Raw genomic sequence first — 16,558 nt, forward strand, 5'->3', positions numbered from 1 at the left:
GTCGAAAGCAACCTGAAGGAAGCGCGCAGATTATATGTCATGTTAGCAGAACAAGGTGACGTTGAAGCTGAAAAGGAGTTGGAGAAAATTGACCGTTTAATCATTCAGAGTAAGGTGTCTGGCGGTTAAGACTTGTCTGTGTAGCCTGCTAACAGTAGGCACGCTTTGAAGCTATAAATGAATCGATTATGAAAAAGGTGTTAAAGCATAGACAGCTAAATTCCAGTTGCAAAATTGCATTATTATTTGTTTTCTTTAACTTTGTTTTAGTTGGACTCAAGGCGAGTGCAGATATCAATAACTTTCATAGCTCTGAATTGGAAGCTCACGCTGATACATTGTTTCAAAGTACATATGAAAGAGAACTTGAAAACCCAAATGATGCTTTTTGGGGTTATGAGAAGCTTGTTGAGCTGGGGCATGTTGAAGCTAAAGTTCGTTTTTCCGCATTATTACAGGCTGGCTTAGGTGAAGGAAAACAGGATGAAAAGGTTCAGCAGTCGCTTGAGCTTTTGAACGAAGCAGCGAAAGAAGGGAGTGCTTCTGCTTACTATGGTTTGGCGGTTACATATTTTTCTGGTTGGTATGTGCCGGTAGACGAGTCTCTTGGTTTGAAATTTCTTTTCAAAGCAGCAGAAGGTGGAGAGCCTCGTGCACAAAACCGTTTAGGTTACCTTTATAATACAGGTCAGAATGTAGATAAGAATATTGATAAAGCTTTGTATTGGTATAGAAAATCCGCTGAACAGAATCATGGCGCTGCTTTTTATAACCTAGCTAATGCTTTTTTAGAAGGAGAAGGCGTTAAACAAAATACATCTAAAGCTATTGAACTTTTAACTAAAGGAGCTAACGAGAAGCATGGCGATTCAATAGCAAAGCTTGGGAATTTATATTTTGATCAAAAGTATGGTATTCAAGATAGCAAGTTAGCTTTTTACTGGCTGTCTAAATCTGCTGAAGAAGGCAGTGTATACGGCCAGGCCGGACTGGGTAGTTGTTACCGATTTGGCATTGGTACAGACGTTAATTATGAAAAAGCTGTTTATTGGTACAAGTTAGCTTTAGAAAACGGTGACTATGAAATCGCTGGCTTCAACTTAGCCGAAATGTACGCGAATGGGTTGGGCATCGAAAGTAACCTGAAGGAAGCGCGCAGATTATATGTCATGTTAGCAGAACAAGGTGACGTTGAAGCCGAAAGGGAGTTGGAGAAAATTGACCGCTTAATGAAGCAGGATAAGGCCATTGATGGATAGTTTAATAAGGTGGTAATAATCGCCTGAACCCGTGAAGTAATACAATGACAAGAAAGAACAGATTGCGAATCAGAATGAAAGGGCCTGGAAGGTAACTGCATTTTGAAGGCCTTTGGCTGCTCAACCGAGTATTTAACTGTACTGCCAGTCGGCTTACATATGTCGGGGTACATGGGTAATCCCAAATCTCGGATAACCATTTCTCAGGCAGTTGTTCCTTGGATAAACCTGAACCTATGATGCCACCTAATATTGCGGCGGTAGTATCTGTATCCCCGCCTAAGGCGATCATTTGATTGATGGCTGTTTTAAAATCACTTTTATGTACGAAGAACATGAGTAAAACAATGGGTAAGGTGTGGTAGGTATACCCCGATACCCCTTTGTGCAACTTTAAATGTTCAATGAGGCGCTTTATGCCTTCAGTGCCCGCCGGTATTTCTTTTTCTATGTGCTCCATGAGTAGCCAGAACTCTTCCGTTTGGTGACTCGGTAGCTCAGTAAGTAAGTGATGCATCGCGCTTTTGAAACTCTCGAAACCATAGTTTTGTTGCGAACTTAAGTAGCTGGCTTCTGCCACGGCCAATGCTCCTATGTAGGCTTTTGGGTCGGTGTGTGTAATACGTGTTGAGAGTCCGACGTATTCTTTGAGTAATTCCGGTTGATGCCCAAATACGACGCCAAGGATCGGCGCTCGCATGGCAGGGCCGTTTCCGGCAGAGTAGACCCCACTCTTATTGTGAGGAAAACCTATCCAGGATTTTATTAATGCACGGCCGGTGGCCATGCCAACACCTGCGGGTAATCGAGCAAACCACCAACGAAGCCCCCAAGCCAGAGACTTGCCGAACAAAGTTGGAGATTCCGTTTTACATAGGCTTCTGGCTGTTATGATGGCGTGCTCGGTGTCGTCTGAGACCATGCCTTTTCCCAAAATTAAAGATTGCTTGAATTCGCCTTTGGTCAGCTTTTGAATTCGGCGGGGGCTTAGGCCTTCATATGGCAGGCCAATGGAATCTCCCAGCATTAGGCCCAAAAGGCTTCCTTCTATGGATTGAGCTGTTGGTTGGGTCGAGTCCATCAAAGCCTCCGATTGACTTTGTTTGATAATAAATTTAATGTTAGTGGCTTAAAGCCATTTAGTCTAGTTGGATTAAATAATGACTCACTACAAAAGCGAACAGGAATTTCTTTCAAGCTACAGCATTCACGACTTCGACGTTCCGTTGGTGTCTGTGGATATGAGCATTTTTAGCATTATAGATGATGAACTTCAGGTGCTCTTGGTTAAGCGGGCAGATTATCCTGAGAAAGGGAAATGGGCGTTGCCGGGTGGGTTTATTGATTTGAAACAGGATAGCACGTTGGATGATACCGCCCAGCGGAAACTGCGCGACAAAACAGGGGTAGATACGCCTTACCTGGAGCAGGTTGGTACTGTCGGAGCAATGAACCGAGATCCTAGAGGTTGGTCTGTTACAGTGGCATATATGGCATTAATTGCAGCGGATTCTGTGGTACTGAGTAAAGACTCCAGTTCAGAGGATGTGAAGTGGGTTCCTGTGTTTCAGTTAGCGAAACTGGATAAGTTGGCGTTCGATCATAATCAGATTTTCGAAATGTGTCATGAGCGATTGAAAAGCAAAGTTCAGTACACCTCGTTGCCAGTAAACCTGCTGTCGGAAGAGTTTACATTAACCGAATTACAGTCGACGTTTGAGATTATTCTGGATACTTCGGTTGAGAAAAAATCGTTCAGGCGGCGGGTTCTGGACGCCGATATTCTTGAGGAGACAGGCAATATGAAAACAGGCAGCAACAGGCCTGCGAAGCTATACAGAGCAAAAGAGCAAGGGAAGGATCACTTGTTTCCAAGAAGTATTGAAGGCCCAAGATAAGGCTTTAATTTAAGAAATATAATTTAGGTAAGGAAATGAAGGTTATTAATTTTTACACAAGCGATGGCGAGTTTGGGTGTTTTTCAAACTTCTCAAGGCATTCCATTTTTCTGAAAGGAAAATCCTGGCCAACGACTGAACATTATTTTCAGGCACAAAAGTTTGCAGGAACAGAGCACGAAGAGGAAATTCGTTACGCCAAAAAGCCCTTGAAAGCTGCAAGTATGGGGCGTGACCGAAATCGGCCGCTGCGTAAGGATTGGGAAGCCGTAATAGATGACATCATGCGAGAAGCTGTGATGGCTAAGTTTACCCAGAATAAGGAATTAAAACCCGTATTACTGAACACAGGGGCTGCTTTATTGGTAGAGCATACTGCTAACGATCGTTATTGGGCAGACGGTGGTGACGGTTCTGGAAAGAACATGCTTGGCATTATATTAATGGAAGTCAGAGAGGCAATCGTTGCTGGTAAAAGCCGTTTTGAAAAGGGTCAGTATTTATAGCGCTTATTTAACGAATTTACATAACTAACAGGGATAGGACGATTTATGTCACAAGGAAATGAAATGTTATTGAACCGGTTTCAGGGGTGTTTACTCGGTTTGGCCATCGGTGATGCAGTCGGTACCACTCTGGAGTTCAAGCCTCGAGGTTCATTTGAACCTATGGTGGATATGGTGGGGGGGGGCCCGTTCAATCTCAAACCGGGTCAATGGACGGACGATACTTCGATGGCGCTCTGTTTGGCTCAGTCCCTTTTGTATTGCCAGGGGTTTAATCCTCAAGATCAAATGAATCGTTATTGCGATTGGTGGAAAAGTGGATACATGAGCAGTAACGGCCGTTGTTTTGACATAGGCATGACTGTGTTATCGGCGTTGGATCAATATCTAAAAACTCAAGACCCTTACAGTGGCAGTGTTGATCCTATGTCGGCAGGTAACGGTTCTTTAATGCGTTTGGCTCCGATTCCCTTGTTTTATTTTGATCGATTCCCGGAAATGATTAAATATGCAGCTGAAAGCTCCAGAACCACTCATGGCGCGGCGGAATGCATTGATGCCTGTAAATATTATTCAAGTTTGATCTATGCCGCACTTCAAGGTGAGGATAAATCCAGTATTTTAACTGATGGCCGTTATCAACCTGAAACCGAAGGTGTCTCTCGAATCGCTTCAGGAGAATATCGTTTCAAGAAAGTGGATCAAATCATAGGGTCAGGGTATGTCATAAACTCGATGGAAGCGGCGCTTTGGTGTTTTGCTCATACTGACACCTATAAGGATGCTGTTCTGGCTGCGGCTAATTTAGGAGGAGATGCAGACACTACGGCAGCCATCACCGGACAATTAGCCGGAGCTCATTATGGTTTAAGTTTAATACCTGAATCTTGGGTTAATAGTGTGGCGGAGAAAGAGTTATTATTCGATCTTTCTGATCGTTTACTGCGTAAAGCATGACATAGCTTTTACGTAATTCTGGTTTCCATTGTTTGTAAACGAACGGATTATGAATCGGTGGGTTGATGAGAGAAACTAGATCATAAGGTTTAGAACATACAAAGATGGTAACTTGTTATTTTGAACACCTACATAACAGATTTCAGAGTTTGCACGTTCAATTTACTCAATTTTATTGAGCCACCCAATGCGTGCTATGAGTTGGATAATATTTTTTCCGAACGACAGTGGGCACAAAAGCAACGATGGTTGATCAATAAACTGGCTGCAATTAAGCCAGATATCATCGGCTTTCAGGAAGTCTTCAGCCCGGATGCGTTAAATCGTTTGGTTGTGCAATCCGGCTTGCCGTATTTTCGAGTGGTTGATTCGCCTCAGGTGGACAGTGACCATGTTTATATGAAGCCGGTGGTGGCAATTGCATCCCGCTTTCCTATTGTTTCAGTTGAATCTGTTGAGTTCAGTGATGAGCTGGTGCATGAACTGAAATTGCAAAATGGCTTTTCATTCAGTCGAACGCCTATTCGTTCTGAGGTTCTTATTGAGGGCTTCGGCACTGTACTGGTTTATGTGATTCATTTGAAATCAAAACGCTCGCAATTTGAACGGGAATTACCGCCCCGGCTGGAGAGTAATTCAGAAATCAGAGCGCATATGCTTGCAGAAATTCATGGTCGCTGGGCTTCTAATATTCAACGAGGAACGGAAGCGTCGATGATCTATCAGGATTACGTCGAACAAATGTGTCTGAAAGAGCGACCAACCATGATTCTTGGTGATTTGAATGACACCATTGAGTCGGCAGCTTTGCAACAGCTGGTGGCGGGGCGGGGGATGGACAAACTAGGGCCGAGGTATATTTCGAGCTTATCCACTGAAGAACGACGGTTCATTGAGCGCTTTTCCTTGTTTGATTCTTACGATCTGAATATCAACCCTGCAGTTGGTCAACGAAAACCAACGCATTATTTTGCGAATAAAGGCAGTACGTTAGATTACATTCTGTTATCCAAAGACTTTAACAGTGCATATGATCACAGTTTGGCAGAAGTAATCGATTATCAGGTTCATGATCAGCACTTACAAAACCCGGATCATGAAAAAGATGCCCAGTGCTCGGATCACGCGCCCGTCAGCGTGGACGTTGAGGTTCGGTTTTAAGTGAATTGTTCGCTTAACTACCAGATTGCTTTTTGATGGTTTCTAAATAAAACCCCATGTTTTCTTGAATGCCAAGATACTCATAAACTCTGGGAGGGCACTCATTGGGTTTAAGGACACTCACAACCTCAAGTTTCTCATGTTCAGCAAGGTTCAATAACAGTGCCTGGTTTGCAGGAATGTCCGGGTTATAGAGCAACACTTTGGGTTTCAGGATCGTGCTTGGGTCGACTGAAATGACGAGCGCAATGCTTTCGTCATTAAGTTTAACAACAGTACCAGGTGGATAAACACCAAACGTTTTAATGAAGTGTTGTACTAAGTCGATGTCCAGTTTGTTCTGGTATTTCTTGAATAAAATGGCCATTGCAGACTTAGGGATTAAAGCCGCTGCCGGGTCAGGGTTGTTACACAGATTATCGTAGATGTTGGCAATCGCTACAATTCGGCAGATGGTAGATATGTCATCACCTTTAAGCCCGTTAGGAAAGCCGGAACCGTCCAATAGTTCATGATGATGTTTGATCACATGAATGACTCTTTGATCGACTTCGGGCATAGCCTCGGCAATTCGTGCGCCCGCAGTGGTATGTGTTTGTAATAGCTTAATTTCGCTGGTGGTTTTTTTCCCTTTTTTATTGATGATGGCAGCGGGAATGGCTACTTTTCCGATGTCATGAAGAATGGCGCCCATCCCAAGCAATTTTAATTCTTGTTTAGATAAACCGAGTGCGTTTCCTATTGTTAAAGAGAGCACCGCCACGTTCAGGGTATGGCAGTGGTGGGAGTGATCATCGCTGCTCAGGCTGACTAGGTTAATCAATACATCGGAGTCTTCATTAAAGTTTTCGAGCATATCATTGACCACTTCACCCGCATCTCGGATTGCGTTGGCAGGTGCTGTTTTTAAGTCGGCAGTCAGGTTTTTTACTCGTTTTTGTTTTTCCCGATATTGAAGGGCGATTTTTTTCCGGTTAATCCGGAAGTTATCTGCTTTTTTTAGTGCTTCTTGTTTTTGTTGCCAAAGCTCGTCACTGGAGGTTGCGTTGGTTTCTTCTTCAAACTCACTGGTATCATCTATTTTTTTGGAGGCTTCCAGGCTTTCTTTATCGCTTTTTTCCGGAAAGAGCATTACTTCCTTGAGCCCTAAGTCTTTCATGATCTGGATTTCATGGGCGCTTTTGATTTTCAGCTTACGAAACAAAAACGGATGATGAGCCCATCCCAACTGGATGTCGACATACATTCCCACTGTGAGTTTTTCGACGCTGATAAGCGTTTGATTTGCTGCCAATGTTAAGCCTGTTTTTAATTATTTATTGTAAATCATAGTATAGAGCAGGCTTGGCTTGTGGTGTGTAGTGAAAGTGTGAAAATTTTTAGCTCTCTTTAAACTTTGTGGGTTTTCAGGCCTTTAAGGTAGGTGAAAACGTTTAGAAGAGTGTAGTCTTGGTTCCCTGGAGAGCAATCGTCGCATTACCCATCAAGTTGTACCGTTCATTAACGGGGAGTTGGCTGATGAAAATGGTGCTGGTCATTTGGTCTCTATCTTACAGCAGTGCCTGAAGGAGACTTGCATGGGCCCTGAGTGAGCTTTTACATTCTTCAATCGTTTTGAATGAGCAATGGTTTCTCGGTGAGAGTTAGTAGCTGTTTCTTATAGAATTTTGCGTTCAAGATTGTCCAATCTGTTTAGTAAACATTCTCGTTTTCTGAATAAGTGACAAGAACCGGTGCCGTAGTCTTTTGTTGACTGAATGGCTTTGTCTAAATGGGATAAGTCACTTGTGACTAAACTGTGACCAAATGGAGCCTTATCCAGACCATTAGAGACCAAAACGTGATTAGACGTTTTTTCGCTAAGAGGTTGATTAAGAAGGGGATTAGTCGGTCTAGAGTGGTCTAGACCGACTAGGGTTTTGGTGATGCCGTGGACCCCCGGTCTGGTTTCCACAATAGGAACTGAATTAGCTTCTCAATTGCTTTAGTAAGTAAATGCGGGTTCCTCTTACGCAGGAGCTTCGGAACTCTGTTTGTCAGAAGCTAGTAGAAACTCGGTTGACAATTGGCTATGCTCAGGCGCTTCGCCATTAAACGATATCTGGTACCCCATGGACTTATAGCTTTTCTCCCGTTTGCTGAACATTCGTTGCAACATAGGGAGCGAGCAATCGACATAATCGTAAATGGTGACTCGTTCTTTGCCGTCTGACTCTCGGTGAATTCGCCCAGCATACTGAGCCAGTGACCCTTTCCAGGCGATAGGCATAGCTAAGAATAGGGTGTCTAATCTCGGCAGATCAAAACCTTCACCTACATACTTACCAGTGGCAACGACGACTTGCGCGGTGGGTAGCTGTTCCTCAACGGCCTTACGCTCAGACGCGCGCATTGCGCCTTTTAAAATGACCGAGTCGACCTCTTTGTCGAGCAGCATAGCATTGATCGTCTCTGCATGTTCTCTACGTTCTGTTAACACTATTGGGTGTTTTGATTGCTGAATGCAAGCGAGTACATCGTTGACGATTCGCTCTGTCCGTTTATCATTTTCCATAATCCATCGATAAACGTCAGAGATTTTCGGTCGTTCTTCCGAATTGATTAACTGCCTTGGAGCTGCGTCATGGAGCTGATGAACAACGACTTGTTGCTCAAATTTATCTTCAGTAGTGCTTTTAACTTTGTGACGAATAGGCCCTGCTGCCATAAAGATGATTTTCTGGTGGCCATCCTGTCGTTCGGGGGTGGCTGTCAAGCCGAGTACGTATTTGGCTCGAACTTCGTTTAACACCATTTCAAAGCGTGGCGCAGAAACATGATGACATTCATCAACGATCACATGTCCATAATCTTGAACGATCTCTGATACGGTGTTGTCCTTTTTGTTGATTAGACTTTGATAGGTTGCGATGTCAACGACACCCGTTGGTTTTTTCTTGCCACCACCGATGATACCTACATCCACACCAGGCAAAAACGATTTTAATCGTTCTTTCCACTGGTCGAGCAGCTGTCTACTGTGTAGTAAAATTAGCGTATTGGATTTGCGCTTAGTAATCATGCCAATAGCGGTCACTGTTTTACCAAAGGCTGTCGGAGCGTGAAGAATTCCAGCATCGTGCTGGCTCATGGCTCGCACTGCAGCTTGTTGATTCTTTCTGAGTTTGACAAGTGACTTAGTGGCTTTAAGTTTAGTGCCACTTTCACGTTGATCATCTATTTGAGCTTCTATTTTATTCTCAGCCAATAACTCCAGCGCTTCATCTAAGCAGCCACGAGGTATTGCCAAGTAGCCTTGCTCAATTCGAGCGCAGGAGATAAATCGCGGGATACCATGAGTTGAAAATCGTAATGCCTGTGTTTTAAAGAAAACTGGGTTGGAAAAGCTCGCGAGTCGCCTTAACCTTGCCGTTAACGCGCTTGGTATTTCACTTAAATCAAAATAAACATGATTTGCAAGCGTGACGGATACCTTTTCTGGAGGGTTTTCCAATATGAGAGATTTTGCCTTGGCGGTCATTTCCCAGGGTGGACGATTCTCAATTACTTCTTGTTCTTTAAATAACGCTGAGTTTGGTGAAATCTGTGTCAGTAGCTTTGTCAGTCTACTGTGTGAAATAGACTGCATATTAGCCAGGTGCTGCCATTGGTCCTGGATGACATTCAGTTCGTTATTGACAAAGGAGCTATTGCCAGACAATCGCGCTTCCTTCTGAAGTGGTAGAGCGATTAAATTTCCAAATCCGCCTTCGGGTAAAATATCCTGATTGGGGAAAAGGCGATCATAGGAATCAAACGATAAGTTGGGATAAAACTCCATCGCTTTGTCGAGCAGGCCAAATCCCAGTAGCCTAGCTTCTTTGGCTGGCACTTTCTCGTTGAAGAAAATCCAAAGGTGCGCGCCATTGCCGGAACGAGAAATTTCAATGGCATGTGGTATTCCAAAGTTTTGGCAAGCCTTCGACATTGCTTTCACTTCGTCTTGCCATTGGCCTTTATCAAAATCGGCGGCAAGAAAGTAGCAGGTGTTATTGTGCATCAAAGGATAAAGGCCAACGACTTGTTGCCCTGCTAAGTGGCGATAAATGATCTGGTCATTTAACTCTGTGAACTGACGGTGATTGCAATCCTGACATTTGATGCGAGGCTTATGACAGATTCCTTGTACCCACTCGTTATTGCAGGCAACAGAGTAACCACTGCGACCTTGTTTGTTTTGCCAGCGGTTAGCAAAAATATCGACTCGGCCCCGAAACAATCCTCTAAAAATGGCAATCTTTTGGTCTGGCGAATATAAGGGCGAGTCTGATGTATTCGGTGAAGGTTGCTGGAGTTGCTCTCTGAGAGCTAGAAGCTGCATTTTCTCCTGCTCAAGCTCTGCGAGCCGAGCGTCAATCTCGGTTGTGTTTTGAAATCTATCACTCTTAAGCATGCGCTTGAGGTGGTTTGATTAAGGATTCAGCAGGAATACCCAAATCTTCATGCAGCTTCCAGATCATCTTTAGTGTAAGCGAACGTTTACGGTTGAGAATCTCATAGACTCGGTTGCTTTTACCAATCATTGGCTCAAGGTCTTTTACGGTTAATCCTTTGCGCTCCATCTCGAATTTGATGGCTTCAACAGGATCAGGCAGTTCCATAGGGAAATGCTTGGCCTCATAAGCTTCGATAAGCGTGACCATTACATCCAGCTTTTCACCTTCAGGTGTATCAGGGCCAGCCATCATCAAGCTTTCAATTTCTTTTAATGCCGCATGGTAGTCGGCATCAGTTTTAATCGGTTTGATGTCCATAGTAATTCCTCCGGCGATTAAATAGTTTGTACGTCAATTTTGTCGTATTGCGCATGGGTGCCGATGAATCTGATGTAGAGCACGCGATAGGCGTAGTTAATCCAAACGACTAGTCTGTACTTGTTGCCTGCAATATTGAAAACCACACGCCCATCTTTGAGGATGCTGGCATTTCCGAAGTCCTGTTTTACATCAGCAGGAGCGCTCCAGTCGGCCGTTAAGGCATGCCGATACCAGGCGAGCGTTGGCTCTTTAGCATCCATGCACTCTGGGTGTTTTTCCCAGAAAGCTTTCAGTGTCGATAAGGCAATGATTCTCATAAAGTTAATAATAGTCCCCAAATGGGACTGCTTCAACTAAAATATACTGGAGAATCGATATGAGTGAATATCAAGCACTTATGACGCAAAGAGAGCTATGTAATCGTTGACGTGCAAGGAAGTACTAAATTCGCGGGACATGGATGCGCAGGAGCGATGGCAGGTAAGCGAAGCGACACTGGAGCGTTGGCGGTCTGAGGGCATTGGGCCAATTTACGTAAAACTGTGTGTCCAAGTCAGGTACAGGCGATAAGATGTGTTGGGGTATGAGGCTGGGTTGCCTAAGAAAGAGCTGTTTGAGGGTGCGCTAGTACGCAGGTTCCCGCATCAGCCCTAATTCCTGATAGTAAAGTTGCGGTTTATAAAAAAGCCCTAATGGCTGGTGGGGCTCATTAGGGCTATTTACAAGATGGTGGGACTTTGCTTTGGAAACCCTAACTTATTGACTCTATTGGTAAACATGGATTACGGTTTTTGATTGTGTTACACCATTGTGCAGCATCAATTAGGGGTGCACAAGGTAGACTGAAGCAGCTTCAAAATTTGCAGTAAAAACCTGTGGGCTTATTTAATACTTGGATGTAGATGACTTACCCCATAGCCCTACGAATCTCAGTCAAACAAGCTTAGAGGACGTAGTAGCACTCACAGTGATATTCAGGCATATTAAAAGAGTGGAAAGTTGCAGCTTTGAGTTTCATGTATAAAACTTTCCTTAACGGTATAATGCACCACGTTGATTAGTAAGAAACTTTAAGTATGCCAACACAAGCTTTAGTAAACCCAGAACTTTTGAGTTGGGCCAGACATCGTGCTGGCTTGAGTCTCTCTGCGCTTGCTAGAAAGCTGAATGTAAAGCTTGAACGACTCACTCAATGGGAGCAAGGTGATACAAAACCAACCTTTAAGCAAGCTCAGAACATAGCGAAATATACACACACACCATTCGGCTATTTATTTCTACCTAAGCCACCCGAAGAGCAGCTCGCTATTCCCGACTTGAGAACAATAGAAGGACATGATGTTGATCAACCAAGTCCTGAACTTCGAGATATCATCACTCAGGTCTTGAAGAAACAGACCTGGTATAAAGATTATCTTATTTCCAATGAATTCGAACCTAATCAGCACGTAGGTTCTGTGAGCCTTCAAACTCCTATCGCTACAACTGTAGCTAGTCTTCGTGAAGCTTTAGGCGTAGGCATTCCCCAGAGAGGGACATGGGAAGAGTACCAAAGGGAGTTGATAGACGGAGCTGAAAAGGCTGGTGTGCTGGTAATGCGAAGTGGAATTGTAGGTAATAACACGCACAGAAAACTTCAAGTCACTGAGTTTAGAGGTTTTGCCATAACAGATGATTTTGCACCTGTAGTATTCATTAATAGCTCTGATGCTCCGGCTGCTCGGTTGTTTACTTTAATACATGAACTTGCTCATATCTGGTTAGGCTGTAGCGGCATCTCCAATTTAGAACCTTCTAATGCAGCCGAAGAAAGGTATTGCAATCAGGTGGCTGGAGAGTTTCTTGTGCCAGAACAGGGGCTTAGGGAAATATGGTCTGAGCCTGAGACTTTACCAACCAACTGTGCTGTGGCTGCTACAAGATTCCATGTAAGTAAGATGGTTGTAGCTCGCCGAGCTGCAGACATAATGTTAATCACTAGGGCTGAATACTCTGGATTTTATCGAGCAGAGCTTGAGGCGTTTAGAGATAAAGACGGTGGTGGTGGAGATTTCTACAGAAGTGCAGGGGCTAAGAACAGCATAAGGATGTCTCAAGCCGTCCTCTCTGAAGCTCGTAGTGGAAGATTATTATTAAGGGATGCAGGGCAACTTCTTGGGGTATCTCCAAGCGCTCTAGGAACATACGCGAGTAAACTGCCACAATGAAGTATCTATTAGACGCAAATACATTTATTGAAGCTAAAGGCCGCTATTACGGTATGACTATTTGTCCAGCATATTGGGAGTGGTTGTTGAAAGCTCATAAAAAACAAGAAATCATCAGTATCAGTATGGTAAAGGATGAGTTACTTAAAGGAAGAGATGAGCTATCTGAATGGGTAGAAGAGAACTCTCAGATTTTCATGCCTGAGAGTTCCGAAGATATCCAGGCTAGCTTCGGAGCCAGTGTAGCCCCAGCCGTATATGATATGAACCATATGAAAGCCGGTACTCATGAAGAGTTCATGTCAGGTGCAGACCCTTGGCTTATTGCAACAGCTATGGCTACTGGTGCGACTGTGGTTACTCAGGAAGTTTATAAACCAGACATCAAGAAAAAGATACATATTCCTAATGTATGTAAGCTACTAGGTGTTCCGTACATGAATACATTCGAAATGTTACATGAACTTGAAGCTGAATTTGTCTTGCCCGCTGCCTAATCTTTATGTGTATGGCTGTCGTTCTGGCAGTCTCATGTCTTATATTCCAGCAATAGCAATAGCAAAAGCTTACTTACCCTCTTCAATCCACTTATTTGGTAAACCTTAGGTAGAACCGAGCGTCCGTGTGGAGTCCCATGAGGGGAAGCCAGTAATAATAGGCATTCATGTACTTGTGTTCTTTGAAGACAGGGGGGGCTAAATATTAACTTGAGGTCATTCTTATCAAAGACTTTGCGCTTACTCCGACCATCTCCGTCCACCTTGATCGGCGTAGTTAAACCAGTAAGTAGAATCTCTTTGTATGCAACAACTGAAAGACGCGCTCATTGTGTTGCACCTTTGTGTGCCATTTCAGGTTTTGCGCCCTATAGAAAGCCGAAAGCCCCGCAATGCGAGGCCTTCAGGTCGTTTGGTGGAGATGGTGGGAGTCGAACCCACGTTATGTTTAATCATATCAAAGCCTTATGTTTAACAGGTGCTAAATTGGTGCCAAGAACCTTATTATATTAATGATCATACATATCAAACTGAACGTCTATCCAAACAATATAAAAAACTTCATCTTCTATATATCCAATTAATCTGCCGCAATCACCAATTCTAAAGACATCGATCTGTGTTACTTCAGAAAACTTATTAGGGAGGCTAGGTAAAGACTTGAACGATGACTTAGGTATTTTTTCATAGCCTTGTTCTTTTGGTAGTTGGCTTATTTCTTTCCAGGTCTGCTTACTTAGATGTACGAGCTTGTTTAAAATTGCCACTCGGTGTGCTTTTTCTCGTCTTTCAATGTTTCTGGATGTACCTACGCCAACGTTATATTCAAAAGAAAACTTAGGATAAAGATCAAAGATTGCCTTATTGCAGTCCTTATTTTCTTCGTAATGCCTTTTTAAGAATTTTTCTTTAGCCCTCAATGTTTGGTTCTCCTCCAATACTTCCATTAGTATAGTGAGGTGTAATTGGTCGATTATTTCTTAATAGATCACTTGGTAGTTCATCTAAGCGATAGGAATAGCTTTCATTTTCTTCTTTGTTTATTAAAGTGGTTCTATATTTACCCATCGAATCTAGTATTTGATCATTTTGACAGGTGAAAATTAACTGAGCTTTATTAGACTCTTCAAAAATCTTGGTCAACTCAGGCAGAATTTTTGAGTGTAAATGTAAATCAAGCTCATCTGCAATGAATGTAGGTGTATACGGAGTATCATGGGCCAAATCGACAACTAGATAGACAAGTCCAAGCAAGTGATATAAACGTCTAGTACCGCTTGATTGTTGATGTAATCTTAAGGAATGCTCCTGATCGTCTACATGATAAATAAATAAAGGATAGTAAATTTCATCTCCTTCGTTATTTGTATAAGTGTCAATTTTTAAGTCATGAATTCCTGTATCGAATCTACGAAGCAAATTTGTTACAAAATCCAGAGCCTTAGAGTTGTCAAAATAATACTTATGGAGATTATCTGGAGTTAGATCTTTAAAACCGATATGGTTTACATTGGTTATAACGGTGTTGAAGATCCAGTATGCTTCAAGGCTGCATAGTATTTCATGTTGATTAGCAATACTAATCAATGAAGCATTATCTCTTATTTGCGGTATCTTCTTAAACTCTTCATATGTACTATATAATTCCTTAATAGAATTACCTTCTCTATGAAATAAAGCTCTTTGCTTTTTTCCGTTGTTCAAGAGAAATAGAGATTCAATTAAAACCTTTTTCTTACTAAGCGTAATTTCATACCTGTATTCATCAGAATTTACATTACTTCTAAATTCACAGAATAGAAATACAGGAAGCTGATTCTGAAAGAAAGATTCGACTTTAATCTCATCGTCTGGCTTAGAGTTAAAAGAATTTGTTGCAAAGTTACATACAAAAGAAAGTGCTTTTAATATATTTGTTTTACCAGCAGCATTAGCACCCTTAATGCACATTACTTTACTGAAATCTTTACCCTTCGAAATATCTTGTGGACAGTTTTTATTTAGCCTTAGATCTACTTCAAAATCATCTTTAAAGCAATAGAAGTTACGACCACCATATTTTAAAAACATACTTGAACCTTAATATTATGATTGCCATCAGTAGATATAATCCTTCAGTAGCAAATTGAATTTATTCAATAAAATCAGTTGTATAAGAGATGAAGAAGTTGCTATTGGTTCAACTGGATCCTTCTAGTCAATTTCAATCTTAGTAGCTATTAAAGTACAAATCTATGATATCCGCCATTTTTGGCGGAAATTGATTCTACATAGGGTGGGTGTCTAAAAGCAAATGATAAGATCACAATTTCGAAGGAACTCATTTTACTGTTCTATTCTATGATTCCTTGCTCAATTACAGTTGAGCCTTTATCAATGATATTCCAGTTCGACATTGCAGTGGCCAAATATCAGGATGCGCTGCCATTGTATCGAATAGCCGCCATCTTCAATCGCTTAGACGTACATTTACCACGAAACACGCAAGCGCGCTGGATGATCCAATGCAGCCAGCTTCTGCAACCACTGTACAACCTAATGAATGATCGCTTAATGAGCAGCGGTTACATTCATATGGATGAGACCACCGTTCAAGTCCTGAAAGAACCAGATAAGCCACCGGAAAGTAAAAGTTATATGTGGGTACGTCGAACCGGTGGCCCAGACAAACCCGTCATTTTATTTGATTACGCGCCCAGCCGGAAAGGCTTGGAGGTGGAACAACGCCTGCCTGATTATCAAGGGTATCTGCAAACCGACGATTACGCGGGTTACCACAAGACAGGCAAAGAAGATGGCATCGTGCATTTAGGGTGCTTCGCTCATGCACGCCGAAAATTTATTGAAGCGCAAAAAACCGCACCGAGTAAAAACGGCAAGCAGACCAAAGCGGATATGGCGATCACTATGATCAAAGTGCTGTATGTCATCGAAAAGTCCATCAAAGACAAACCGGTTGATGAGCGTTATCGAATCCGCCAGGAAAAGAGTGTCCCTCAGCTGAAAAAAATCCGAGCCTGGCTGGATAAATCCATGGCTCAAACCTTGCCGAAAGGGAAAACAGGGCAAGCCCTCAGTTACCTGAATAACAACTGGGAAAAGCTGACGGTTTATACCGAAGACGGTCGACTGAATATTGATAATAATCCGGTCGAAAATGCCATCCGACCGTTCGCTATTGGCCGTAAAAACTGGATGTTCAGTAACTCGCAACAAGGCGCAAACGCCAGTGCCATGATGTACAGCATCATAGAAACGGCGAAAGCCAATAAGCTTG

The 16,558-nt window shown here is 42.8% G+C and carries 15 protein-coding genes; 8 read left to right on the plus strand and 7 right to left on the minus strand.

The genetic code is table 11. The annotated features are described in order from the left end of the window. Positions 1–188: 188 nt before the first annotated feature. Entirely contained in the window at positions 189–1,259 is a 1,071-nt protein-coding gene (locus ABD744_RS15105; protein WP_344799366.1) for a tetratricopeptide repeat protein, read from the plus strand. Position 1,260: 1 nt separating this feature from the next. On the opposite strand, the gene ABD744_RS15110 is transcribed toward ABD744_RS15105, so the two are convergent. Then, positions 1,261–2,340, minus strand: coding sequence for an ADP-ribosylglycohydrolase family protein (locus ABD744_RS15110; protein WP_344799368.1), 1,080 nt, complete (start codon positions 2,338–2,340; stop codon positions 1,261–1,263). Between the two features lie 79 nt (positions 2,341–2,419). On the opposite strand from ABD744_RS15110, the gene ABD744_RS15115 reads away from it, so the two are divergent. The 4 genes from ABD744_RS15115 to ABD744_RS15130 all read left to right on the plus strand — a co-directional run bounded on the left by ABD744_RS15115 (position 2,420) and on the right by ABD744_RS15130 (position 5,781). Beyond that, positions 2,420–3,157, plus strand: a complete 738-nt coding sequence (locus tag ABD744_RS15115; protein WP_344799369.1) for an NUDIX hydrolase — start codon at positions 2,420–2,422, stop codon at positions 3,155–3,157. Positions 3,158–3,192: 35 nt separating this feature from the next. Next, the gene (gene ybiA / locus ABD744_RS15120; RefSeq protein WP_344799370.1) at positions 3,193–3,663 is read left to right on the plus strand and encodes a riboflavin biosynthesis intermediates N-glycosidase; all 471 of its coding nucleotides are present in this window, start codon (positions 3,193–3,195) and stop codon (positions 3,661–3,663) included. 45 nt (positions 3,664–3,708) lie between these two features. Next, positions 3,709–4,620 (plus strand): ADP-ribosylglycohydrolase family protein, encoded by a 912-nt coding sequence (locus ABD744_RS15125; RefSeq protein ID WP_344799371.1) that lies wholly within the window; start codon positions 3,709–3,711, stop codon positions 4,618–4,620. Positions 4,621–4,740: 120 nt separating this feature from the next. Beyond that, positions 4,741–5,781, plus strand: coding sequence for an endonuclease/exonuclease/phosphatase family protein (locus ABD744_RS15130; RefSeq protein WP_344799372.1), 1,041 nt, complete (start codon positions 4,741–4,743; stop codon positions 5,779–5,781). A gap of 13 nt (positions 5,782–5,794) precedes the next feature. On the opposite strand, the gene ABD744_RS15135 is transcribed toward ABD744_RS15130, so the two are convergent. The 4 genes from ABD744_RS15135 to ABD744_RS15150 all read right to left on the minus strand — a co-directional run bounded on the left by ABD744_RS15135 (position 5,795) and on the right by ABD744_RS15150 (position 10,894). Beyond that, positions 5,795–7,075: an HD-GYP domain-containing protein gene (locus ABD744_RS15135; RefSeq protein WP_344799373.1), complete on the minus strand. Its 1,281-nt coding sequence runs from the start codon at positions 7,073–7,075 to the stop codon at positions 5,795–5,797. 714 nt (positions 7,076–7,789) lie between these two features. After that, entirely contained in the window at positions 7,790–10,141 is a 2,352-nt protein-coding gene (locus ABD744_RS15140) for a TOTE conflict system archaeo-eukaryotic primase domain-containing protein (RefSeq protein ID WP_425562173.1), read from the minus strand. Positions 10,142–10,205: 64 nt separating this feature from the next. Then, positions 10,206–10,574: a helix-turn-helix domain-containing protein gene (locus ABD744_RS15145; protein ID WP_344799375.1), complete on the minus strand. Its 369-nt coding sequence runs from the start codon at positions 10,572–10,574 to the stop codon at positions 10,206–10,208. 17 nt (positions 10,575–10,591) lie between these two features. Continuing rightward, a complete protein-coding gene (locus ABD744_RS15150; protein ID WP_344799376.1) occupies positions 10,592–10,894 on the minus strand; it encodes a type II toxin-antitoxin system HigB family toxin in 303 nt (100 codons plus the stop codon). Between the two features lie 759 nt (positions 10,895–11,653). Between ABD744_RS15150 and ABD744_RS15155 the strand changes: the two genes are divergently transcribed. Both ABD744_RS15155 and ABD744_RS15160 read left to right on the plus strand, forming a co-directional pair. Then, positions 11,654–12,784 (plus strand): helix-turn-helix domain-containing protein, encoded by a 1,131-nt coding sequence (locus ABD744_RS15155; RefSeq protein ID WP_344799377.1) that lies wholly within the window; start codon positions 11,654–11,656, stop codon positions 12,782–12,784. Continuing rightward, positions 12,781–13,281, plus strand: a complete 501-nt coding sequence (locus tag ABD744_RS15160) for a DUF4411 family protein (RefSeq protein ID WP_344799378.1) — start codon at positions 12,781–12,783, stop codon at positions 13,279–13,281. The genes ABD744_RS15155 and ABD744_RS15160 overlap by 4 nt, the downstream gene beginning before the upstream one ends. 509 nt (positions 13,282–13,790) lie before the next feature. On the opposite strand, the gene ABD744_RS15165 is transcribed toward ABD744_RS15160, so the two are convergent. Further along, positions 13,791–14,201: a hypothetical protein gene (locus ABD744_RS15165; protein WP_344799379.1), complete on the minus strand. Its 411-nt coding sequence runs from the start codon at positions 14,199–14,201 to the stop codon at positions 13,791–13,793. After that, entirely contained in the window at positions 14,191–15,351 is a 1,161-nt protein-coding gene (locus ABD744_RS15170; RefSeq protein WP_344799380.1) for an AAA family ATPase, read from the minus strand. The genes ABD744_RS15165 and ABD744_RS15170 overlap by 11 nt, the downstream gene beginning before the upstream one ends. Positions 15,352–15,657: 306 nt before the next feature. Here ABD744_RS15170 and tnpC point away from each other — a divergent pair. Beyond that, positions 15,658–16,558: IS66 family transposase (gene tnpC, locus ABD744_RS15175; protein WP_344799381.1), on the plus strand; the 901-nt coding region annotated here is incomplete at its 3' end.

Origin of the sequence: Litoribacillus peritrichatus (assembly GCF_039537985.1) — a bacterium.
Classification (GTDB): domain Bacteria; phylum Pseudomonadota; class Gammaproteobacteria; order Pseudomonadales; family Litoribrevibacteraceae; genus Litoribacillus; species Litoribacillus peritrichatus.